The sequence below is a fragment of the Clostridium sp. TJA085 genome, from assembly GCF_058310235.1.
On record NZ_JBZEEZ010000001.1, the window covers coordinates 1,321,954 to 1,337,514 of the forward strand.

Genomic DNA, 15,561 nt, shown 5'->3' on the forward strand with positions numbered 1-15,561 from the left:
TTTTTAAAATTTGGATAGAATATAAGGATAAGTTAATAATTATAGAAAGGAGCTTTTTAATATGGATTTTGAAGTTAATAGTATTGCGGAAACTACGAATATCGGTAGACAATTAGGTAAAATTTTAAACCCTGGTGATATTGTTTGTTTAACTGGTGATTTAGGAACAGGTAAAACTCATATAACAAAAGGTATTGCTGAAGGACTTTCAATAACTGAAAATATAACAAGCCCTACATTTACAATTGTTAATGAATACGACTCTGGAAGATTAAAATTATACCATTTTGATGTGTATAGAGTAAGTGATCCTGATGAGATTTATGCAATTGGATTTGATGATTACATATTTGGTGAAGGTGTTTCTATTATAGAATGGGCAAATTATATAGAAGAAATTTTACCTAAAGATTATCTTCATATATATATACAAAAAGATTTATCAAAAGGAGAAAATTATAGAAAAATTTCTATTACTCCATATGGTGAAAAATATAATTACGTAAAGGAGCTGACTTTATGTTAGTTTTAAGTGTTGACTCTTCTTCAAAATGTGCTACTGTAGCACTTCTTAATGAAGATATGGTTATTGCTGAATATACATTAAATAATAAAAGAGAACATTCTGTTCTTCTTATGGGAATGATAGACAAGGTATTAAAAGATTCTAATCTTTCTATAAATGATGTTGACGGTTTTGTTGTATCAAAGGGACCTGGTTCTTTTACTGGTCTTCGTATAGGAATGGCTACAATAAAAGGGCTTAGCTTTGGAAGTAATAAACCTTATGTAAGTGTATCAACATTAGAAGGTTTAGCTTCATCTCTTACATACTTTGATGGAATAATATGTCCTATTATGGATGCAGTAAGAGAAAATGTTTTTACTGCAATATATAGATGTAAAAATGGTACTATTGAAACATTGATAGATTGTACATCTATGGATTTACCTGAACTAAAAGAAGAACTTAATAAGTTAAATGAAAAAGTACTTCTAACTGGTGACGGTGCAATAAAACATAAAGAATATTTATCTAAAAATATAAAAAATTCTTACTTTGCTCCTATTCATCTAAATACAGTAAGAGCTTCTCAAATAGGTGAAGTTGGTTTAAAACTATTAAAAAAAGGAATAAAAGATGATGAAAATTCATCACCACTTTACTTAAAAAAACCTCAAGCAGTTAGAGAATTAGAAAAAAGGCTACAAATGACAAATGGCGAATCTAATTCTTAAAGAAATGGACTTCTCCGATTTAGAAGGAGTATATGAGGTTAGCTCTCTAAGTCTTAAGGAAACATGGAGTTTAAATTCAATAGAAAAAGAACTAAATAATAAATTGGCAACATATATTGTATGCTTAGAAGATTCTAAGGTTTTAGGCTTTGCAGGCTCATGGCTTATAGCATCTGAAGGACAAATTACTAATGTAGCTGTTCATCCTAATTCTAGGGGCAAAGGAATAGGAAAATATTTAATGGAAAAACTAATCTTTGTTTTAAAAAATAAAGGATGTACCGATATTACATTAGAAGTTAGAAAATCAAATATTATTGCTCAAAATCTTTACAAATCCTTAGGTTTTAAAGAAGAAGGTATAAGAAAAAACTTTTATGAAGATAACAAAGAAGATGCAATAATAATGTGGCTTCATAATATATAAAATTTAAAGCAAAACAAAAGGAGTTATTTTTAAATAACTCCTTTATTTTATAAAATACAATTTTGTTATGCTATTTTTTCTTTGCGCTTTTCTCCAAAGTTTGGATCACATTTAAATACTGATACTGACACCTTTTTATATAATGCATAAGTTACAACAGATACTATTACTCCTTTTATAGCATTAAAAGGTAACAATCCTACTGTTACATATTGCATTAGTTGTGTTGAATCCATATGCATTCCGTAAGCTGGTAATAAAAAATACACATTAGCAATTATTCCAACTAACTCCATTAATATTATACTAACTACCATACCTAATATTGCAGTCTTTTTTGACTTATTTCTAGAATAAATAAATGCAGCTGGTAAAACAAATGATGCTCCTATAATAAAGTTTGCAACTTCTCCAACTCCACCAGTTCCACTTCCCGCTAATAGAAAGTGCATAAAAACTTTTATTAATTCTATAATTACACCTGCAATTGGTCCAAAAGCAAATGCTCCCATAATTGCTGGAACATCACTTAAATCCATTTTAAGCCATGGAAAAATTGGTATTAAAGGTATTTCAATATACATTAATATGAAAGCCATACCTGCTAATAATGAAATTTTTACGGTTTTGTTTAAATTTGATGTCATTTTATAATTCCTCCCCCAAATTATCTTCTTTTGGTGGGTAACTATTAATAACTAATTTTTTAAATAAAAAACCCTGATATTTAATTATATCAGGGCGTTAAGTTTCAAACCTAAAGTTATTAATATTTTACCTTCTTTCATCCAGACTATACTGTCGGCTTCGGAATCTAACCGAATCATGCTAAACCATTAGCTCGCGGGCTTTACCGCCGGTGGGGAATTACGCCCCGCCCTGAAGATATTTATTTAATTTACAATTTAATCCTATCACCTTAACTTATCATTGTCAATAAAATAACATTATATTTTTTGTATTATTTTATCGCAAAAATATAATCATCTATATATTCACCAATTCTATCCTTTAATAACTCTTTCGCCGAAATATTTAACTTGCCTTCTCTAATTTTTTTAAATTGACTATGCATAAATTGACTTACTAAAGTTATTGGAATTTCAACTTTTTCTAAATTATCCATCATCTTTTCCAATGCAAAATTTACATCTTCTCTTGGCATATAATATCTACATCTATCTGATAAACTATATCTTCTATCAAATTTTATTTTTTCACTTGTACCTGAGTAATGTTTAATCCAATCCTTTGGATCTTTAACCATATTAAAATCTAATACATCCATAAACCTTGATAATTCTAAATCTGGATTATATTTTAATAATTCATTTTCCATTGCATTTAATGCAAAGGCACCTTCTCTAAAGCCAAATGTTAAAGCTGGTCCAACTTTTAAAATTATATATCCATCCTCAACCATTTCTCTCAAAGCTTTAGGCGTTTGATAATCAGTTGAGTGAGCTTCAAATACTAAATTATCATATTTCTTTATAGCATCACTTAATTCTTTTGCTGAATCTCTATTATATTCCCAAACATTATCACTACTAAATTCAACTCCTGGTTGCACAACTACTCCTACAACATAATCAAAAGCTTCTCGTAATCCTCTATTGTAAAAAGCTTCTTTAAATGTATTTACAGTTGTTTCAAAATCTTCTTTTCTTGTAACCTTTATTCCTTCTTCTTCATCATTCTCTACTTGCGCTCCTCCAGGTATTGGAACTTCACTACCAATTATATAAACTGGATGGATTGCATTTTTATTTATATTTAACAATTCTTTATATGCATTTTCACATACCTCACAAAGAATAGCTGCTCTTTTAGCTATTATCTCATCTCCAAATTTTCCTGATTCAATATCACCTTTAAGCGGCATACTTGTATCTAAATGAATTTTTGTAAATCCTGCAAGAACATATTCTCTAACTAATACTTTTGCATTTTCCATAGCTATTTTAGAATCTAAGTTTGTCCATGTTAAAGGTCCTAAATGATCTCCACCAAGGATTATTCTTTCCTTTGGAAAATTATTTTTATAAGCTAAGTTATAAATATAATCTATATATTCTTTTGGTTTCATTCCAGTATATCCACCAAATTGATCTACTTGATTTGCTGTTGATTCAATTAAAAGATTCATATTAGTATCTCTTAATCTTTCCATTGCAGCCTCAATTACATATTGATTTGAACAACAAACAGAAAATATTCCTACTATTTCTCCCCTCTTATATTTATTAACTATTTCTTTAATAGGATGCATTTATATTATTCACCTCTTTTTTAAGCTTTATTATTACTTCCACATATAATTATCTTATGTTTAACTATATCTCTCATTGCTTCTTTACCAGGTGTCATATAATTTCTTGGATCATTAGCTTCTGGATGATTCACAAAATATTTCTTTACAGCATCTGAAAAAGGTATTTTTAAATCTGTAGCTACATTAACTTTACATATTCCACACCTTATAGCTTCTTTAACTAATTCATCAGGCACATCTGATGCACCATGTAAAACTAAAGGAATAGAAACTTTTACTCTTATTTCTTTTAATCTTTCAAAATCAAGCTTTGCTTTTCCTTTATATAGTCCATGAGCAGTACCAATTGCAACTGCTAATGAATCTATACCAGTTTTATCAACAAAATCTTTAGCTTGGTCAGGATTTGTATACATTGTATCTTTTTCATCAACAACCAAATCATCTTCCTGCCCACCAAGTCTTCCAAGCTCTGCCTCAACTGTAGCATCAAATTTATGAGCATATTCAACAACTTCTTTAACTATTTTTATATTATTTTCATACTTTTCATAAGATGCATCAATCATTGCTGACTTAAAACCTTTGTCTATATAATCTTTTATATCACTTATATCCTCAAAATGATCTAAATGTATAGCTATAGGAATTTTATATTTCTTTGCAGCAACCTCAGCCATTGAAACAATATAATCAGCGCCAGCATATTTAATAGTTGATGGTGTTCCAGCTAATATAACTGGTGACTTTAGTTCTGATGCAGTTTCAACAACAACTTGTAAAGTTTCTAAGTTGTGTATATTAAATGCTGGTACCGCATATCCCTCTCTTTGAGCTTTTTTAAGCATTTCTCTAGTTGATAATATTTTCCCCATTCTCTTTACCCTCTTTCTTAAACTCTTATAACTGTACCTAAGTTCATATTAAATTCCATCTACAAAATCTACTTCTTCCTTATTTTCTTTCTTTACTTCAAAAGCCTTTATTGAATTATTTCCTGAATTAATAGCAAAATCTATTAACTCATTAACATTCATTCCATCTCTACATAATGAAACTTCAAGAAGCATTCCAAGATTTGTCCCTGCTAATACTCTCATATTTTTATTTTGTAATTTTTGACTTAATAGAACTGAAATTTTAAAAGGAGATCCACCTGCTAAATCTGAAAGAACTAAAATTTCATCAGTATTTAATTCTGAAATTGCACATTTTAATTTTTTTTCTAAAGCTTCTGTACTATCCCCTTCAATAAAATCTACACATCTTAAATTTTCTTGCTCTCCTGCAATAAGCTTTAATGAACTTAACATGCCTGTTGCAAAATTCCCATGACCTGTTAATATTATTCCTACCATTTAAAATTCCCCCTACTTATAGACTATTTCTTATATTCATGTATTATTACACCCTTGACTACTCTATTTACTGTTCCATCAGGTCTTGGATTATCTGGAGATATTCCTAACTTAAGTGAACTAAATAATCCAAACATTTGTCCAAAAAGCATGTAATTAAATACTGTATATATTTCTGGAATATCCTTCCCATCTATTTCTATATACTTATCACATAATGAATTAAGTTCATTGTTTTTGTTATAGCTAATTACAGCTAATTTATGCCCTCCATTGTCTCCATGTATTTCTTTTATTAAATCCAAATCATAAAGATTTGTATAACTATTTATTGAATTCATAAAAATAACTAATGTATTATCATCTATAATAGACTTTGGACCATGCCTAAATCCTAAAATTGATTCACAAACAGTAACTATCTTTCCACTAGTTAACTCTAAATTTTTAAGAGCCATTTCTTGACATAATCCCTTTAATGCTCCTGAACCTAAATAAACAACTCTATTACATCCTAAATCTACAAGCTCTTTAACATCTTTAAATTTATTTTCTAATATTTTTTCTCCTTGCTTTACAACTATATCAACATATTTTTTATTTTCCTTTAAATTATCTATATCAAAAGCTAATAATGTTGCAAGCACCATACAACTAAAAGAACTTGTCATTGCAAAACTTTGATCATTTGACCTTTCTGGCATTAATAAACATAGTGTGTTTTCATATTCTTCTGATTTCTTAGCTAATTCACCATTTTTATTACATGTAATAACCATTTGTGCTATATCTTTAACATTATTTTGAAATAATTCATAGGCACCAATACTTTCTGGACTATTTCCTGATCTTGCAAATGATACTAATATTGTTTTTGTGTCTTCTTCTATAAATTCATATGGGTTTGATACCAAATCAGTTGTTGCAATTGCTTCAACTCTTAAATTTAACTTTTTAGCTAAATATAAATAAATAGTATCTCCTACATAATCTGATGTACCTGCACCAGTTAAAATTATTCTAGTTTTTTCAGTTAAGTTTTTATTTAAAAAATTTTTGATATTTTCTTTATTATTTTCTATGATTTCATAAGTTTGTTTCCAAAGCTCAGGTTGTTGCCTTATCTCTTTAGCAGTAAATATACCATTAACCTCTCCCCAAAATTCCTCTGTTAATTCAAAAATCATTTTATTACCCTCCTTAACTGATAATGTTGTCATTACCACTTGTTTTAAAAATTTTTATTTTTATTTTTATTTAATTTAATTATTGTTTAACTGAACTCTATATTTAAATTTATCTCCTCTTACTATACTTACTGTATATTCTATTAATCTTTTACTTTCATAAGTATATCTTTCGATCTTTAAACTAGGAGCTCCTTCATGTATTTCTAAATAAATACTTTCTAGCTTATTAGTTAATATAGGCTCAAAATATTCTTCTGCAAATGTTAAGTTTGCATTATACTCTTCTTTAAGTACATCATACATGGCTTTGCCTTCTAATTTTTCTTTAGATAATTCATAAAATCTTTCAAATGGTAAATATGTAACTTCATACATCATAGGTACATTATCAGCTTTCCTAACTCTTACTAATTTATAAAGTAACTCTTCAGCTTTAATATTGAATTTATTTGAAATCTTTTCTCCAGCTTCTACTATCTCAAAATTAATTATTTGAGAAGATGGCTCTTTCCCAATTTTTTTCATTTCATTTGTAAAAGAATAAAATGATACTAAATCTTGATTAACCCTTTTTGGCGCTACAAACGTACCTTTTCCATGTAACTTATATATATAACCATCTCTTTCTAATTCATCTAAAGCTTGTCTTACCGTAGTTCTACTTACATCATATATATCACATATTTCTCTTTCTGATAATAATCTATCATTTTCTTTTAAACCTTTATTAATTTTATCTATCAGTATATCCATAAGCTGTAAGTATAGAGGTATCTTAGAACTTTTATCTATTACTTTCACTGTTAATTACCACCTTGTTTATAATTATAATTTAATTATAATCAATTACAAACTAATTTTTCAATATAAACTTTAAATTTTCAAACTGGTAACTACCTATTTATATTTTACAATAAAATAGGGGGACTTAATTAAGTAATCCCCCAAAGTTTAATATTTTTAATTTATAATATACCAATTGCCTTTCCTAAAATACCAATTACTACAGTAGCTCCTATTAACATAATAGGTGACATACCTTTCTTAAGAAGCTTATACATTAAAAATGTATAAAGTAAAGGTAAAAGATTTGGCATTACGGCATCTAAAACTCCTTCTTGAATCTTTACTTCAGCTTGACCAACTGTTGCAACAAATGTAGTCTTTAAGTTAACCATTGATGCTATAAGCCCACCAACAACTGTTAATCCAACAATTGAAGCTGCATGTGAAATCTTTTTAGTTTGCTCTTTTAAATTTGAAATAGCTTTAACACCTGTGTTGTAACCATACTTCATTAAGAAAAATCTTAGGAAGAAATGTAATGCATTAAATAATAATAAAAATACTATAGGTCCTGCAATATTTCCTTGACTTGCAAGTGATGCTCCTACACCAACACAAATTGGAAGTGCTGTAAGCCAAAATAAAGCATCTCCAATTCCGCCTAAAGGTCCCATTGTAGCAACCTTTATAGCTCTTATTGTATTTCTATCTTCTTTATTTTCTTCCATGGCAATTACAAGTCCCATTATAAATGTAACTAAGAATGGATGTGTATTAAAAAATTCCATATGATCTTTCATTGAATCTGAAAGGTCTTTTTTGTTTGTATGAATTTTCTTAAGACCTGGTAATAATCCATATAACCATCCACACGCCTGCATTCTTTCATAATTAAAAGATGCTTGAAGGAATAAAGATCTCCATACCATTTTATTTAAATCTTTATTAGTTATTACCTTATCAGTTCTAGCATCTTTATATCCTAAGCTAACTGATTCAGATGCTTGTTTATATTCTACTTTAGATGCCATCTTCATACTCCTCCTTTACAACAACTTTTTCAGGTTCATTAGATTTTGCATAATAATCATATAAAGCTATGCATAATCCAATTAAAGCAAGGGCTAATATTGGAATATTGAAGTAAGTTACTAATAAAAATCCACCAATTAAGAAAGCAACATATTCTTTCTTAAGCATAATTTTAAGTAACATAGCAAATCCTATAGCTGGCATCATTCCACCTGCTACTGATAATCCTTCAATTATAACAGTAGGAATTTTATTAACTATTGCAGCAGCTTGTTCTGCTCCAAAGAATATTGGTAAAAATCCACATATGAAATATGATATAAATAAAACTACCATTCCCATATAGTTAATTTTATCAATTCCTTTGGTATTTGCTTCTTCCGCATATTTATCAGCTTTATGCATTACTGGTGAGAAAATAGTAAATAATAATGTAATTCCAGCTTGTGCAGCTACAGCAAATGGAATAGCAACTCCAATTGCTGCTTGAGGATCAAGTTTTCCTAGAATTGCAATACTTGTACCTATAATACCTCCGATAACAACATTTGGTGGTTGTGCACCAGCTAGTGGTACCATTCCCATAAATACAACTTCTAAAGAAGCTCCTACAATAAGTCCAGTAGTCATATCTCCAAGTATAAGTCCTACAATTGGTCCTGTTACTATTGGCCTGTGTATATGTGTTAAGCCATCGAACATATCGATACCAGCTATACCAGCCCAGATAGCAATTAACAATGCTTCTACTAACATTTAATAGTTCCCCCTTTATTAAATTTTAAAATATATTAAATAATTAAAATGAAAGCAACTTAGAATTAAACGTACTTTTCTATGTCAACTTCAACTCTTTCGTCAGGAACTCTTCTAATTTCAACTTTAATACCTAAGTCAATAATTTTTCTTATTGTCTTTTTATCATCTTCATCTAGTGATACTGTTGATGATATTTGTTCTTTTCCTTCACTAAAATGCATATTTCCTATATTTAATTCTTTTATTGGTACCCCACCTTCTATGAGTCTTAATGCATCTTGTGGTGTTCTACAAACTAAAAATATTTTTTGTCTATCTGAAGCTTTATGAATTATATTTATTGTTTTATCTATTGTAAAAAATCTTGTTTGTATTGCGTCTGGTAAAACCATTTCCATTAAGCTTTGTTGAACAGGATCTGCTGCAACTTTATCATTTGCAACTAATATTAAATTAGCACCTAAATGATTTACCCAAGTTACTCCAACTTGTCCATGTATAAGACGATTATCCACTCTTGTTAATAAAATATTTGGCATTTTAACTCCTCCCAACTCCAAGTGGTAAGTACCACTTTATTTAAAACATAATTTTTTATAAGCTTTTATATAATTTCTTCTCTCTATTAATTAATATTTATATTTTTTTATTTTTATTACATATTTTTATTATTTTATTGATGTTCTAAAAAATATCTTATAGCTGACTAAATTTATAAAAGATATTAAGATTAAGAATAATAAAGAGACTTCTACTGATATGATTTTCATTACTATAAGATAAAACAGTAGACTTAAAAGATACATTATTACTAAAGTACATATATTAAAGTTTTTTCTTGAGTTATTTATTATTTCTAACATTTTTTCTTCACTTAAATCTTGTTCTTTATATTTTTTTGCAAAAATAGATGGTACTACTTCTCCTATTATTTTTTTACTTATTAAATCACAAATAAATATTATAAATACTCCTATTATTGAAATTAAAAATATATCATAGGTTTTTATATTTAAATTTAATATTGTTTCTATTAACTTAAAGGCTAAAAATAATGTTCCACCAACCAAAGAGATTATAGGTAATGCAACTATAATCATTACAGATGATAATTTTGCATTTAACTTTATACTTTTATCCTTATTCATATTAATAGTAAACATAAACATTGATATAAAAGTGAGAACCATCACTATTAAAATTGATAATATATATTTCATATTTTCCTCCTTTCTAATAATATTATATCATCCATTTTTTACCATTAACAAGAAAACGTTCTCTAAAAATTCCGATTAATTTCATAAAAAAATGCCTATCTAATTAATTAAGATAGACATTTTTTTACATATATTATATAGTCTTCAAACTTTATATAATAAAAATATTATTTTTTACTATTCAACCTCTTTCATAGAAAGTGCTATTCTTTTTCTTTTTTCATCAACATCTAATACTTTAACTTTTATTACGTCTCCAACCTTAACTATATCAAGTGGATGTTTAACAAATTTATTAGCCATTTGACTTTTATGAACTAGCCCATCTTGATGTACTCCAATATCTACAAAAGCTCCAAAGTCTGAAACATTTCTAACTGTTCCCATAAGTATCATACCAGACTTTAGATCTTTTAATTCTATAACTCCTGTTTTTAATATTGGTTTTGGCATATCTTCTCTTGGATCTCTACCAGGTTTTTGTAATTCTTTAATTATATCCTTAAGAGTAAGTTCTCCAACTTTAATTTCTTTTGATAGATTATTTAATCCTTTTTTGTTAACTCTTTCTTCTATGTCAGTTAGCTTTTTATTTTTTAAATCATCTATAGTATATCCTAAAATTTCTATAAGCTTTTTAGCTGCATCATATGATTCAGGATGAACTGAAGTATTATCTAATGGATTTTTACTTTCCATAACTCTTAAAAAACCTGCACATTGTTCAAATGCTTTTTGACCTAATCTCTTAACTTTAAGCAATTCTTTTCTTGATTTAAATAAACCAACTTCGTCTCTATAAGCTACTATATTATCAGCAATACTTGAATTTATTCCTGATATATGTGTTAAAAGGCTTGGTGTTGCTGTATTTAAATCTACTCCAACCTTATTTACTGAATCTTCTACTACACCATTTAAAGATTCCTCTAATCTTTTTTGAGTTACATCATGTTGATATTGTCCTACTCCAATTGCCTTTGGATCTATTTTTACAAGTTCAGCAAGTGGGTCTTGAAGTCTTCTTCCTATTGATATAGCTCCTCTAACTGTAACATCTAAGTCTGGATATTCTTTACTTGCAAGTTTTGATGCTGAATAAACTGATGCTCCTGCCTCTGAAACAATAACATAAGCTACTTCTTTTCCTGTTTCATCTTTTATTTCTTTTATCATCTCACTTATAACTTCTTCTGATTCTCTTGAAGCTGTTCCATTACCAAGTGATATAACATCAACACTATATTTTTTAATAAGATTTTTTAATGTATTTTTTGTTCCTTCAACATCATTTTTGGGTGCAGTTGGATATACGGCTGTATTTTCTAAAAATTTACCTGTACTATCTAAAACTGCTATTTTACATCCAGTTCTAAATCCTGGGTCGTATCCCATAACTACTTTTCCTTTTATAGGAGCTTGAAGTAATAATGCTTTTAAATTCTCTTTAAACACATTTATAGCACCTTCTTCACCTTTATCTGTAAGTTCACTTCTTATTTCTCTCTCTATTGAAGGATATATAAGTCTCTTTAGTGAATCTTTTATTGCTTCACTTAATAATATATCCGTTTCCTTATTTCCTTTTAATAAATTTGATTCTAAGTAGCTTATTATTTTATCTTCATTTGAAACTATCTTTACAGAAAGAATTTTTTCCTTTTCTCCTCTATTTATAGCAAGTATTCTATGTGAAGGTATTTTCTTAACTTCTTCACTATAATCATAATACATTTCATATGGAGTTTGTTCTTCACTTCCACCTTTAGTTTCAATTAAACCTTCATTAAATACAAATGTTCTAATCCACTTTCTATATTTTGCTTCATCTGATATTATTTCTGCAACTATATCAAGCGCACCTTTAATTGCGTCTTCCTTACTATTTACATCCTTTTCTTCATTTATAAACTTCTCTGCCTCATCTTCTATATTGCCCTTAAATTCCCCACTTAAAATAAGTTCACCTAAAGGCTTTAAACCTTTTTCTAATGCAATTGTAGCTCTAGTTCTCTTTTTAGGCTTAAATGGTCTATATATATCTTCTACTTCTGTTAAAGTATCTGCTTTTTTTAAGTTATTCTCTATTTCTTCAGTAAGATTTCCTTGCTCTTCAATTAATTTTCTTACAGTTTCTTTTCTTTCTTGTAAATTTCTCAAATAAACTAATCTTTCTTCTAAGTTTCTTAAAACTTCATCAGAAAGACCGCCTGTCATTTCTTTTCTATATCTAGCTATGAAAGGAACTGTATTCCCTCCATCTAATAACTCAATAACATTATTAATTATATTTAATTTAAGACCTAATTCTTTTGATAATCTATCATTAATATTCATTTTATACCTCCACACTTAAATTTCCTTATCTTTCTATTATACCCTATAATAAAATTTTGTTTTATAATATTTACTTAATATTACATATTGTAATTATGTTAAGTTCTAGTATAATTTTAATTGTAAATATTTTCCAGATTAGAGGTGTTTTTATGAATTCTCAAATTCAAAAAGTTATTTCTTTGCTATTAATAATTTTTATAACATTATTAACCTTTGATTACTTTAAAATAATAGAATTTTCTAGTATTTTAAGAGAATCTCTTTCTTTTTTAACCTTATCTTTAATATTAATATCATCAGTTTCTGTTATAACAGGTAAAAAAGCTGGTATGCATAAATTTATAAATTATGTTATTCTCACAACCACTCTTTTTGGTGGATTGCTTTTAATTTATCAATCTAAAGTTAATTTCTTAATATGCATATGTTTGTTATTTACTATAGTTTATGCAATTGTTGATATGCTATATAAAAAGGCTTAACTTAAACTTAATATTGTTTTTATCATAATAATTGCAGAAGGTTAATAAACTTTATTAAAACAATTTTTTAGGAGAATTTAATGAAGTCAAAAACTTATAAAATATTAACTGCTATTTCTGCAATTATTTTTATTTCATTTTTAATTTTAAGATGCTCTATTGATACATTCGATTCAAAAGATGTGAAAAATAATATTGAATTTCTTTCATCAGAGAAATTTGCAGGAAGACTTTGCGGAACAAAAGAAAATGATAATGTTTCAAACTACATATCTGAAACTTTTAAATCTTTAGGTTTAAAACCTTTAGATTCTGATTATAAAGAAAGTTTTCAAGTAGTAACCCCAATTAAAAATAATACAAGTGCTAAATTACAAATAACTAATTCAGAAAAAGTTATTAAAGACTTTAAATACGGAGAAGACTTTAAAGAAGATATGCTTAATTTTAAAATTTCAGATGTAACATTATCTTCTGATGATAGTATAAATATATCTCCATCTTCAATATCATTTAGAAAAGGTAAAGATATTTTTTTATTTTATGTTAGCAAAGAAAATAATTTTAATTTTAGAAGTTCTTTTGTATATCAATCACCAATATCATTTGCAATTGCTATATCAAAAGAAACCTATGATTATATGATAAAAAGCTTAAAAAAAGATTTGAAAATTTCAGTAACATTGCCTTATAAATTAGTAAATACAGAAACATTTAATGTAGTTGGAAAAATAGAAGGTAGAAATAATGATAATCCGCCATTAATCCTAACTGCTCACTTTGACCATATGGGTATTGATTGCTTGAATAACTTATATTGTGGAGCATTAGATAATGCATCTGGAACATCATTTTTATTAGAACTGGCTTCTTACTTATCATCTCTTCCAAAACCAAATAGAGATATTATATTTGTAGCCTTAAATGGAGAAGAATTTGGACTTTTGGGTTCTCAAAAATTCTCATCAAAATATAAAGATATTTTAAAAGATGCAAAAGTTATTAATTTTGATATGATAGGAGCAAAAAATTATCCTATTACATTTATTAGAGGTAGTAAATCTATAGATATGCCTTCACCTTTACTTAAAGATTTTGAAAATATATGTTTAACAAAAAATCAAGACTATAATATAAAATACGAAGATTCAAGCGATCATGCAAGTTTTATAAATAATAATTTTGATGCTTTAACTATATGTCATTCAGATGTTAGTAAAATCCACACTCCATCTGATAAAGTTGAAAATATATCTACAGATTCTGTTGATAATGTTTTCAAGATTGTTGATAATTATTTAGTTAATGAACTTTATCCGAAAAGTAAATTATTTATTTTTAATCCTACATTACATGCAATTTCCTTCGTTTGCTTTTTAGTATTAATAAGTTATCCAATTTTAAAAAAAATTGAAAATCATAAAAATTCTCATTCATAATTTCAATATTTATAAATAAGATTTGTAATACTTGGCATATAACTATATAATGTGTATACTATGATTAAATAATTATTTTAAAAGGTGCTATAAGATATGACTAGAGAAACACATTCATCAGGAGGATTCTTTATTGCTCTTATTACATTAAACACTTTTATTACAAAATATTTAATAAATTATAATTTAGGTTATGCATTATTATCTATATTAATATTTTTCTATACTTCTCATGTTGGTTCACTTTTCCCTGATATAGATATGAAAAGTTCTTTTATTAGTAAAAGACACCCTTTTATATCAAGATTATTTGGAAGAAGATTTAGACATAGAGGTTTTACTCATAGCCTAGTATGTGTTTTTATTATATTTTTTGCATTTCAAGTTTTTATAAAAACGAGCAATAATAACATTATAGTTTTAAGTATGTGCTATGGCTTTTTATTAGGATATATATCTCACCTTTTTCTTGATTTATTAACAAAGGAAGGAATAGAACTTTTTTATCCTATTAAGGCTAATATAAGTATTTTCTTTATAAAAACTAATTCTAATGGAGAGAAATATTTTAATAGAACTCTAAAATTTTTGACAGCATTAACTTTAATATATAGCTTTTATATTATAAGTAAAAATGTTTTTAACATTAATATTTTAGATTTATTAAAAATTAAACCTATAATTTAAAATTATAAAAGGTGAAATTAAAATTATAAACTTTAATTTCACCTTAAATTTTTATTATATACTTTTTATATATTCTACTTTACAAATACAGTCCTTTAAATCTTCAAGTCTAAGATCTTCAACATAAAGTTTTATTTTATATTTCTCACCTTTATAACTTATATTTACAATATTCTCATCGCCAATTTCTTCTTTTTCACTTATCTTATTCTCTTTAATAAATTCCTTAAATGATAATTCACTAAAAAAAGCTTCCCAAAATTCTTTTAAAGTAATTTCTTTATTAAGATAAATTTTCTCTAATTGTTCTTTATACATTTTTATACC

At 26.9% G+C, this 15,561-nt stretch carries 18 protein-coding genes and 1 riboswitch; of the genes, 6 read left to right on the forward strand and 12 right to left on the reverse strand.

The genetic code is table 11. From position 1 onward, the window contains the following. The first annotated feature begins 61 nt into the window (after positions 1 to 61). From tsaE to rimI, 3 genes are read left to right on the forward strand one after another with little or no spacing between them, the layout of a single operon-like run. Positions 62 to 526 (forward strand): tRNA (adenosine(37)-N6)-threonylcarbamoyltransferase complex ATPase subunit type 1 TsaE, encoded by a 465-nt coding sequence (gene tsaE, locus AC4FQW_RS06715; protein ID WP_303130993.1) that lies wholly within the window; start codon positions 62 to 64, stop codon positions 524 to 526. After that, the gene (tsaB, locus tag AC4FQW_RS06720) at positions 520 to 1,239 is read left to right on the forward strand and encodes a tRNA (adenosine(37)-N6)-threonylcarbamoyltransferase complex dimerization subunit type 1 TsaB (protein WP_491148012.1); all 720 of its coding nucleotides are present in this window, start codon (positions 520 to 522) and stop codon (positions 1,237 to 1,239) included. The genes tsaE and tsaB overlap by 7 nt, the downstream gene beginning before the upstream one ends. After that, the gene (gene rimI, locus AC4FQW_RS06725) at positions 1,220 to 1,666 is read left to right on the forward strand and encodes a ribosomal protein S18-alanine N-acetyltransferase (protein ID WP_491148014.1); all 447 of its coding nucleotides are present in this window, start codon (positions 1,220 to 1,222) and stop codon (positions 1,664 to 1,666) included. Before tsaB ends, rimI begins: the two co-directional genes overlap by 20 nt. Positions 1,667 to 1,731: 65 nt before the next feature. Here rimI and AC4FQW_RS06730 read toward each other — a convergent pair whose 3' ends face one another. From AC4FQW_RS06730 to AC4FQW_RS06780, 11 genes are all read right to left on the reverse strand, one after another. Then, on the reverse strand, positions 1,732 to 2,313 hold the full coding sequence (locus tag AC4FQW_RS06730) for an ECF transporter S component (RefSeq protein WP_303130999.1): 582 nt from the start codon (positions 2,311 to 2,313) through the stop codon (positions 1,732 to 1,734). Positions 2,314 to 2,438: 125 nt separating this feature from the next. After that, a riboswitch (FMN riboswitch) is annotated at positions 2,439 to 2,557 on the reverse strand. Positions 2,558 to 2,627: 70 nt separating this feature from the next. Continuing rightward, a complete protein-coding gene (locus AC4FQW_RS06735) occupies positions 2,628 to 3,938 on the reverse strand; it encodes a class II D-tagatose-bisphosphate aldolase non-catalytic subunit (RefSeq protein ID WP_491148017.1) in 1,311 nt (436 codons plus the stop codon). A gap of 20 nt (positions 3,939 to 3,958) precedes the next feature. Then, complete coding sequence (locus AC4FQW_RS06740; RefSeq protein WP_491148019.1) at positions 3,959 to 4,816, reverse strand: tagatose bisphosphate family class II aldolase; 858 nt, start codon at positions 4,814 to 4,816, stop codon at positions 3,959 to 3,961. 48 nt (positions 4,817 to 4,864) lie between these two features. Then, on the reverse strand, positions 4,865 to 5,299 hold the full coding sequence (gene agaF / locus AC4FQW_RS06745; RefSeq protein WP_491148020.1) for a PTS galactosamine/N-acetylgalactosamine transporter subunit IIA: 435 nt from the start codon (positions 5,297 to 5,299) through the stop codon (positions 4,865 to 4,867). 23 nt (positions 5,300 to 5,322) lie between these two features. Further along, complete coding sequence (locus AC4FQW_RS06750) at positions 5,323 to 6,486, reverse strand: SIS domain-containing protein (RefSeq protein WP_491148022.1); 1,164 nt, start codon at positions 6,484 to 6,486, stop codon at positions 5,323 to 5,325. A 75-nt stretch (positions 6,487 to 6,561) separates the two neighbouring features. Then, on the reverse strand, positions 6,562 to 7,290 hold the full coding sequence (locus tag AC4FQW_RS06755) for a GntR family transcriptional regulator (RefSeq protein ID WP_303129684.1): 729 nt from the start codon (positions 7,288 to 7,290) through the stop codon (positions 6,562 to 6,564). Positions 7,291 to 7,454: 164 nt separating this feature from the next. After that, on the reverse strand, positions 7,455 to 8,306 hold the full coding sequence (locus AC4FQW_RS06760) for a PTS system mannose/fructose/sorbose family transporter subunit IID (protein WP_303129686.1): 852 nt from the start codon (positions 8,304 to 8,306) through the stop codon (positions 7,455 to 7,457). Beyond that, positions 8,296 to 9,063, reverse strand: coding sequence for a PTS N-acetylgalactosamine transporter subunit IIC (gene agaW / locus AC4FQW_RS06765; protein ID WP_303129688.1), 768 nt, complete (start codon positions 9,061 to 9,063; stop codon positions 8,296 to 8,298). Before agaW ends, AC4FQW_RS06760 begins: the two co-directional genes overlap by 11 nt. 65 nt (positions 9,064 to 9,128) lie before the next feature. Then, positions 9,129 to 9,605, reverse strand: coding sequence for a PTS galactosamine transporter subunit IIB (gene agaB / locus AC4FQW_RS06770; protein ID WP_303129690.1), 477 nt, complete (start codon positions 9,603 to 9,605; stop codon positions 9,129 to 9,131). 129 nt (positions 9,606 to 9,734) lie between these two features. Then, positions 9,735 to 10,286 carry a hypothetical protein gene (locus tag AC4FQW_RS06775; RefSeq protein ID WP_491148024.1) on the reverse strand — a complete coding sequence of 184 codons (552 nt, stop codon included), beginning with the start codon at positions 10,284 to 10,286 and terminating at the stop codon, positions 9,735 to 9,737. 177 nt (positions 10,287 to 10,463) lie between these two features. Next, a complete protein-coding gene (locus AC4FQW_RS06780) occupies positions 10,464 to 12,623 on the reverse strand; it encodes a Tex family protein (RefSeq protein ID WP_491148026.1) in 2,160 nt (719 codons plus the stop codon). A 152-nt stretch (positions 12,624 to 12,775) separates the two neighbouring features. Between AC4FQW_RS06780 and AC4FQW_RS06785 the strand changes: the two genes are divergently transcribed. From AC4FQW_RS06785 to AC4FQW_RS06795, 3 genes are all read left to right on the forward strand, one after another. Then, the gene (locus AC4FQW_RS06785; protein ID WP_303129697.1) at positions 12,776 to 13,108 is read left to right on the forward strand and encodes a hypothetical protein; all 333 of its coding nucleotides are present in this window, start codon (positions 12,776 to 12,778) and stop codon (positions 13,106 to 13,108) included. A gap of 80 nt (positions 13,109 to 13,188) precedes the next feature. After that, entirely contained in the window at positions 13,189 to 14,547 is a 1,359-nt protein-coding gene (locus AC4FQW_RS06790) for a M28 family metallopeptidase (protein WP_491148027.1), read from the forward strand. A gap of 96 nt (positions 14,548 to 14,643) precedes the next feature. Next, entirely contained in the window at positions 14,644 to 15,234 is a 591-nt protein-coding gene (locus AC4FQW_RS06795) for a metal-dependent hydrolase (protein ID WP_491148029.1), read from the forward strand. A 54-nt stretch (positions 15,235 to 15,288) separates the two neighbouring features. Here AC4FQW_RS06795 and AC4FQW_RS06800 read toward each other — a convergent pair whose 3' ends face one another. Next, positions 15,289 to 15,552: a hypothetical protein gene (locus AC4FQW_RS06800; RefSeq protein ID WP_491148031.1), complete on the reverse strand. Its 264-nt coding sequence runs from the start codon at positions 15,550 to 15,552 to the stop codon at positions 15,289 to 15,291. Positions 15,553 to 15,561 lie beyond the last annotated feature (9 nt).